The 6,634-nt window shown below is 68.4% G+C and carries 7 protein-coding genes; 4 read left to right on the top strand and 3 right to left on the bottom strand.

Annotated features, from left to right (window positions below):
* Positions 1 to 77 precede the first annotated feature (77 nt).
* Together xseA and G6048_RS45970 are read left to right on the top strand one after the other, a co-directional pair.
* Positions 78 to 1,286: an exodeoxyribonuclease VII large subunit gene (xseA, locus tag G6048_RS45975; RefSeq protein ID WP_165345569.1), complete on the top strand. Its 1,209-nt coding sequence runs from the start codon at positions 78 to 80 to the stop codon at positions 1,284 to 1,286.
* Positions 1,287 to 1,374: 88 nt separating this feature from the next.
* Complete coding sequence (locus tag G6048_RS45970) at positions 1,375 to 1,632, top strand: exodeoxyribonuclease VII small subunit (protein ID WP_165345568.1); 258 nt, start codon at positions 1,375 to 1,377, stop codon at positions 1,630 to 1,632.
* Positions 1,633 to 1,649: 17 nt separating this feature from the next.
* On the opposite strand, the gene G6048_RS45965 is transcribed toward G6048_RS45970, so the two are convergent.
* A complete protein-coding gene (locus G6048_RS45965) occupies positions 1,650 to 2,168 on the bottom strand; it encodes a DUF4245 domain-containing protein (RefSeq protein ID WP_165345567.1) in 519 nt (172 codons plus the stop codon).
* A 180-nt stretch (positions 2,169 to 2,348) separates the two neighbouring features.
* Between G6048_RS45965 and glpX the strand changes: the two genes are divergently transcribed.
* A complete protein-coding gene (glpX, locus tag G6048_RS45960; protein ID WP_165345566.1) occupies positions 2,349 to 3,386 on the top strand; it encodes a class II fructose-bisphosphatase in 1,038 nt (345 codons plus the stop codon).
* A 92-nt stretch (positions 3,387 to 3,478) separates the two neighbouring features.
* Here glpX and G6048_RS45955 read toward each other — a convergent pair whose 3' ends face one another.
* Complete coding sequence (locus G6048_RS45955; protein ID WP_165345565.1) at positions 3,479 to 3,859, bottom strand: WhiB family transcriptional regulator; 381 nt, start codon at positions 3,857 to 3,859, stop codon at positions 3,479 to 3,481.
* 195 nt (positions 3,860 to 4,054) lie between these two features.
* Positions 4,055 to 4,738: a DUF1707 SHOCT-like domain-containing protein gene (locus tag G6048_RS45950; protein ID WP_165345564.1), complete on the bottom strand. Its 684-nt coding sequence runs from the start codon at positions 4,736 to 4,738 to the stop codon at positions 4,055 to 4,057.
* Positions 4,739 to 4,903: 165 nt separating this feature from the next.
* Between G6048_RS45950 and G6048_RS45945 the strand changes: the two genes are divergently transcribed.
* A complete protein-coding gene (locus tag G6048_RS45945) occupies positions 4,904 to 6,571 on the top strand; it encodes a fumarate hydratase (RefSeq protein WP_165345563.1) in 1,668 nt (555 codons plus the stop codon).
* The last annotated feature ends 63 nt before the right edge of the window (positions 6,572 to 6,634 follow it).

Here is a 6,634-nt window from a genome sequence, read left to right as displayed (position 1 = left end):
CGCCCCGCCCCCCAACGAAGCACAGGCGCCCCGCCCAACGCCGAAGGTTGTCAGTCCAGGCCGTTACTCTCGGGCGCATGGCTCTGAACACGTCCGCGGACGCCCCGCTGCCCGTCGGCGAGGTGTCACGGCTCATCGGGGGATGGATCGACCGGCTCGGCGCCGTGTGGGTCGAGGGGCAGATCACGCAGTTGTCGCGGAGGCCAGGCGCGGGCGTCGTCTTCATGACGTTGCGCGACCCGTCGTACGACATTTCCGTGAGCGTCACCTGCTACCGGCAGGTGTTCGACGCGGTGGCCGACGTGGTGAGCGAGGGCGCGCGCGTGGTGGTCCACGCGAAGCCGGAGTGGTACGCGCCCAGAGGGCAGCTGTCCCTCCGGGCCGCCGAGATAAAGCCGGTGGGCGTAGGCGAACTGCTGGCCCGCCTGGAGCAGTTGAAGAAGGCGCTCGCCGGCGAGGGCCTGTTCGCACCCGAGCGCAAGAAGGCGCTGCCCTTCCTCCCCCAGCTCATCGGCCTGGTCTGCGGGCGGGCCTCCGCCGCCGAGCGCGACGTGCTGGAGAACGCACGACACCGCTGGCCCGCCGTCCGCTTCGAGGTACGCAACGTCGCCGTGCAGGGCGTACACGCGGTGCCCCAGGTCATCCAGGCCGTGAAGGAGCTGGACGCGCTCGACGACGTGGACGTGATCATCGTGACGCGCGGCGGCGGCAGCGTGGAGGACCTGCTTCCGTTCTCGGACGAGCAGCTCGTACGGGCGGTCGTGTCCTGCCGTACGCCCGTGGTCTCGGCGATCGGACACGAGCCGGACAACCCACTGCTCGACTACGCGGCCGACCTGCGCGCGTCCACACCCACCGACGCGGCCAAGAAGGTCGTGCCGGACGTCGGCGAGGAGTACGAACGGGTGCGGTTCCTTCAGGACCGGGCACGGCGCAGCGTCCTGTCCTACATCGAGCGCGAGGAGCGCGGCCTGGCGCACGCGCTGGCGAGGCCCTCGATAGAGGACCCGCACCGCATGATCGACGAACGCGAGGACCAGGTCGCCGCGCTGCTCGACCGCGCCCGGCGCTGCCTCGGCCACCTCCTCGACCGTGCCGATTCGGAGCTGTCGCACACGCACGCGCGCGTGGTGGGCCTCTCCCCCGCCGCAACGCTCCGGCGCGGGTACGCGGTCCTGCAGAAGGCCGACGGCCACGTGGTCCGCACCCCCGACGAGGTGACGACCGAGGAACCGCTGCGGGCGCGGGTCGCCGAGGGCGAGTTCACGGTGATCCGGGCCGACTGAACAGCATCGGCCTGCCCCGGTCCGGCCGGGGTCCGGGGTCGTCCCCCGGAGACACAGCACTGTCAGAGTGGATGCATAGGGTGGGCGCATGACCAGCAAAGTGGACGAGGCACTGGGGTACGAGCAGGCGCGGGACGAGCTGATCGAGGTCGTACGCCGCCTCGAGGCAGGCGGCACGACGCTCGAGGAGTCCCTGGCCCTCTGGGAGCGCGGTGAGGAACTCGCCAAGGTGTGCCGCCGCTGGCTGGACGGAGCACGCAAGCGACTGGACGCGGCGCTGGCCGAGGAGGAGGCGGAGTCCTCTGCCGACGCAGCGGCCGAGGACTCGGCCGACGAATCCCAGTAAACCGTTCCCGGCAACCGTCAGGACATCTTCAACGCCGCGGCCATCTTCGTAAGCTGCCCGAACGACGCCGTACCCGTCACCACCGTCGTAGAGCCCTGCTCCCGCAGAACCAGGGCGTCGTACTTGGGCCCCTCGTACCGCGTCCAGGTCCGCCCGCCGATGCTCTCGGTGTCGTCCGTCTCCTCGGCCCGCTGGCCGGCCTCGTCGATGAACGTCGAGGGCTTCTGAGTGGACTGTTCGACCGCCACGTACTCCCCGTCGGGATCGTGGAAGCCAAGGTGCCAGGCGTCGAAGTTGTCGCCCTCGAACCGCACCGACGTCGCCTTCCACTCCTTGGACAGGCCCTCGGGGGCCGCCACGGGATAGGTGGCCGCGCGGCGTGCCGTGAGGAGCTCCACGCGATAGTCCACCCGCTTGAGCGGAGGCTCGGAGTCGTCATGGGGAATGAAGACGTAGATGACTCCCGCGACGATTCCGATCAGGCCCAGGGAGAGCACCATGTCCCGGACCGTCTGCTTGCCTTTCATACCTGCCACGCCCCTCATCGTCGCAGGTGTACAGGTCTGCTCATCCGTGGGGGCCCCTGCTCATTTTGTCGGACTGAGGATAGAGTCGCCCCGAACCCTCATCCGGCCTCCCACCCGTCTCCCACCACCGCCCTTCCAGGGACGCCCTACGGGCGCAGTTTTTTTCTCGTATCAGAAAGGTGCGCTCCGATGACCGAGAACCATCACCACCTGCCGTCCGAGCTCGAGGTCCCGTCCGAGGCCCCCGACCGCAACCTCGCCCTGGAACTCGTCCGGGTCACCGAAGCCGCCGCGATGGCCGCCGGCCGCTGGGTCGGCCGCGGTGACAAGAACGGCGCCGACGGAGCCGCCGTACGCGCCATGCGCACCCTCGTCTCCACCGTGTCGATGAACGGCGTCGTCGTCATCGGGGAGGGCGAGAAGGACGAAGCCCCGATGCTGTTCAACGGGGAGGCCGTCGGCGACGGGACAGGCCCCGAGTGCGATATCGCCGTCGACCCGATCGACGGCACCACACTGACCGCGAAGGGCATGACGAACGCGATCGCCGTGCTGGCCGCCGCCGACCGCGGCACCATGTTCGACCCCTCCGCCGTCTTCTACATGGACAAGCTGGTCACCGGCCCCGAGGCCGCCGACTTCGTCGACATCAACGCCCCGGTGTCCGTGAACATCCGCCGGGTCGCCAAGGCCAAGCGGTCCACACCGGAGGACGTCACCGTCGTCATCCTCGACCGGCCGCGGCACGAGGGCATCATCAACGAGATCCGCGAGACCGGCGCGCGCATCAAGCTGATCTCCGACGGCGATGTCGCGGGCTCGATCCTCGCCCTGCGCGAGGGAACCGGCATCGATCTGCTGCTGGGCATCGGCGGTACGCCGGAGGGCATCATCTCGGCCTGTGCGGTCAAGTGCCTGGGCGGCACCATCCAGGGCAAGCTCTGGCCCAAGGACGACGAGGAGAGGCAGCGGGCCGTCGACGCGGGCCACGATCTCGACCGCGTCCTGTCCACCGACGACCTGGTCTCCGGGGAGAACGTCTTCTTCGTCGCGACCGGCATCACGGACGGCGAGCTGCTGCGCGGCGTGCGCTACCGCGCCGAGACCGCGACCACCGAGTCGATCGTCATGCGCTCCAAGTCCGGCACGGTCCGCCAGATCACCTCCGAGCACCGGCTGAGCAAGCTGCGCGCCTACAGCACGATCGACTTCGACAAGGCGAAGTAGAAGTCAGACGTAGCAGTCGTACGCACCCGAGCGCCGTACGTACGTGAATGGGGCGCCCCTTGTGCGGAGGGGCGCCCCATTCACATCTGGGCCTATCCGGCTGCCGCTATCTGTCCCGCCGTGGAGCGAGCCGCCTTCTTGAGTTCGAGGTCGCGGCGGCGGCGTCGGGCCAGGACCACGCGGCGCTCGGCGGCGGTGAGGCCGCCCCACACTCCGTACGGCTCGGGTTGCAGCAGTGCGTGTTCACGGCACTCGACCATCACCGGACAGCGTGCGCAGACCCGCTTCGCCGCATCCTCGCGGGACAGCCGGGCCGCTGTGGGTTCTTTCGAGGGTGCGAAGAACAGCCCGGCCTCGTCGCGGCGGCACACGGCCTCCGTATGCCACGGGGCGTCCTGGTCCCTCTCACGCACCGGAACCCCCTGGGGCGGAACGGCAGCGACCTGCAGGGACTGATGCGGCGGATGCAGCACGGTCTACTCCTGACGACGGCTTCGCGAGCGAGCGACGATGCGACAAGGCCTACCCGCTGTGCGCGCGCCTATGCACTGAGTTCCGAAGCACGGGAGTTCTTCGCAGGTCCGAGCGGGTACGAGGGGATCAGTTCGCTCCGCTTGCCGCCGAAATGCCCCCGAGCTGCCGCCGAACCGCCTTCGAATTCGCGACCGTCAATGACCCAGATGTTTGCGCAACTTGTCGTTCACGCGGTCGAGGATGTCCTCAACCACCTTGCCGCGCTTGGGTTTTGCTTCAATACTTCCCAAAAGAGCCAGCCCGTCCACATAAACCACGGGTGCGTCCTGTTCACCCGAATCCAGCGTGCGCACCTCGAAACTGCCGAGCACACCGCCGCCGTTGCCGCGCAGCGAGACGTTCTCCGGGACGCGGATCTCCACGCTGCCGAAGACCGAGACGGCCTTGATGACGACCTGCCGATGCTCGAAGATCGCCTCGCTGAGGTCTATCTCGATGCTGCCGAAGATGGCGTACGCATGGGTGCGGCGGCCTATTCGCCACCGGCCCTTGCGCGTGGCGGAGCTCAGGACCGCCACCACGATCTCGTCGGCGACCGGAGGCACCGCGCCCGGAGCGGGGTGGTTGGGCGGCGGCTGGTACGCGCGCGGCGCCTGCGTCCGGTGCTCGCCGGGGAGGTCGCGGACGAGCGGTTCGAGTTCGCCGACGGTCTTGGCGCGGAAGACCTCCTCGACCCGCTCGGCGTGCTCGTCCGCGGTGAGACGCCCCTCGGCGAGGGCATCGCGCAGAATATCGGCGGTGCGGTCACGGTCGGCGTCGGAGGCGCGCAACTCGGCCTGGGGTGACGGTTCTTGGGTGGGGCGCTTCTGAAGGTCCACGACAGCAGAGTACCCAAACGCGATAGATCGCGACTAGGGGTGTGGACGACGGACTGAGCCTTACCTCACAAGCGCACTGCCAGACGCAGGTTCTACGCTGGTGGACGCTGCCAACGGAGGCCAGCCGCTGCCTGTCGGCTGTCTGTCGAGTGAGGAATGGGCGAGATGCCTGAGTTCGCGTATACCGATCTACTCCCCCAGGGAGAGGACACCGCCCCATACCGGCTGGTGACCTCCGAGGGCGTCTCCACCTTCGAGGCCGACGGGCGCACCTTCCTCAAGGTCGAGCCGGAGGCGCTGCGCAAGCTCGCCGAGGAGGCCATCCACGACATCCAGCACTACCTGCGGCCGGCCCACCTCGCCCAGCTGCGTCGCATCATCGACGACCCGGAGGCGTCGTCGAACGACAAGTTCGTGGCCCTTGACCTCCTGAAGAACGCGAACATCGCCGCCGCGGGCGTCCTCCCCATGTGCCAGGACACCGGTACGGCCATCGTCATGGGCAAGCGCGGACAGAACGTCCTCACCGAAGGTGAGGACGAGAAGGCGCTGTCCCGCGGCATCTACGACGCGTACCTGAACCTGAACCTGCGCTACTCGCAGATGGCCCCGCTCACCATGTGGGAGGAGAAGAACACCGGCTCCAACCTCCCCGCCCAGATCGAGCTGTACGCGACGGACGGCGGCGCCTACAAGTTCCTGTTCATGGCGAAGGGCGGCGGCAGCGCCAACAAGTCGTTCCTCTACCAGGAGACGAAGGCCGTCCTGAACGAGGCCTCCATGATGAAGTTCCTGGAGGAGAAGATCCGTTCGCTGGGCACGGCCGCCTGTCCCCCGTACCACCTCGCCATAGTCGTCGGCGGTACGAGCGCCGAGTACGCCCTGAAGACCGCGAAATACGCCTCCGCGCACTACCTGGACGAGATTCCGGCGGAGGGCTCGCCACTCGGTCACGGCTTCCGGGACAAGGAGCTGGAGCAGAAGGTCTTCGAGCTGACGCAGCGGATCGGGATCGGGGCGCAGTTCGGCGGCAAGTACTTCTGCCACGACGTACGCGTCGTCCGCCTTCCCCGGCACGGTGCGTCCTGTCCGGTGGCGATCGCCGTCTCCTGTTCGGCCGACCGTCAGGCGACGGCGAAGATCACGGCGGAGGGTGTCTTCCTGGAGCAGCTGGAGACGGACCCGGCGCGCTTCCTCCCCGAGACGACGGACGAGCACCTCTCCGAAGAGGGCAACGTCGTCAAGATCGACCTCAATCGGCCGATGGACGACATCCTCGCGGAGCTCACCAAGTACCCGGTGAAGACCCGGCTCTCGCTCACCGGTCCGCTGGTCGTGGCGCGCGATATCGCGCACGCCAAGATCAAGGAGCGGCTGGATGCGGGGGAGGAGATGCCGCAGTACCTGAAGGATCACCCGGTGTACTACGCCGGGCCGGCCAAGACGCCGGAGGGGTACGCGTCCGGGTCGTTCGGGCCGACGACGGCCGGGCGGATGGACTCCTATGTGGAGCAGTTCCAGGCGGCGGGTGGGTCCAAGGTGATGCTGGCGAAGGGGAACCGGTCGCAGCAGGTCACCGACGCGTGTGGCGCCCACGGGGGCTTCTACCTCGGCTCCATCGGCGGGCCGGCCGCCCGGCTTGCCCAGGACTGCATCAAGAAGGTCGAGGTCGTCGAGTACGAGGAGCTCGGCATGGAGGCGGTCTGGAAGATCGAAGTCGAGGACTTCCCGGCGTTCATCGTGGTGGACGACAAGGGCAACGACTTCTTCAAGGACCCGGCACCGGCGCCTACGTTCACGTCGATTCCGGTACGGGGTCCGGGGCTGGCCTAGGGGTTTTCCGCCCCCGCCGCCCCTACCCGTCCCATACCAAGGGGCTCCGCCCCTGGACCCCGC

It is taken from the genome of Streptomyces ureilyticus (genome assembly GCF_011045025.1).
GTDB lineage: Bacteria > Actinomycetota > Actinomycetes > Streptomycetales > Streptomycetaceae > Streptomyces > Streptomyces ureilyticus.
Note: the sequence above shows the minus strand (reverse complement) of the source record. Positions and strands in the feature narration are given on the sequence as shown.

Bases quoted from the DNA above. Each gene is read 5' to 3' on its own strand.
- G6048_RS45970 (WP_165345568.1), top strand. From the start codon at position 1,375: ATGACCAGCAAAGTGGACGAGGCACTGGGGTACGAGCAGGCGCGGGAC.
- glpX (WP_165345566.1), top strand. From the start codon at position 2,349: ATGACCGAGAACCATCACCACCTGCCGTCCGAGCTCGAGGTCCCGTCC.
- G6048_RS45945 (WP_165345563.1), top strand. From the start codon at position 4,904: ATGCCTGAGTTCGCGTATACCGATCTACTCCCCCAGGGAGAGGACACC.
- xseA (WP_165345569.1), top strand. From the start codon at position 78: ATGGCTCTGAACACGTCCGCGGACGCCCCGCTGCCCGTCGGCGAGGTG.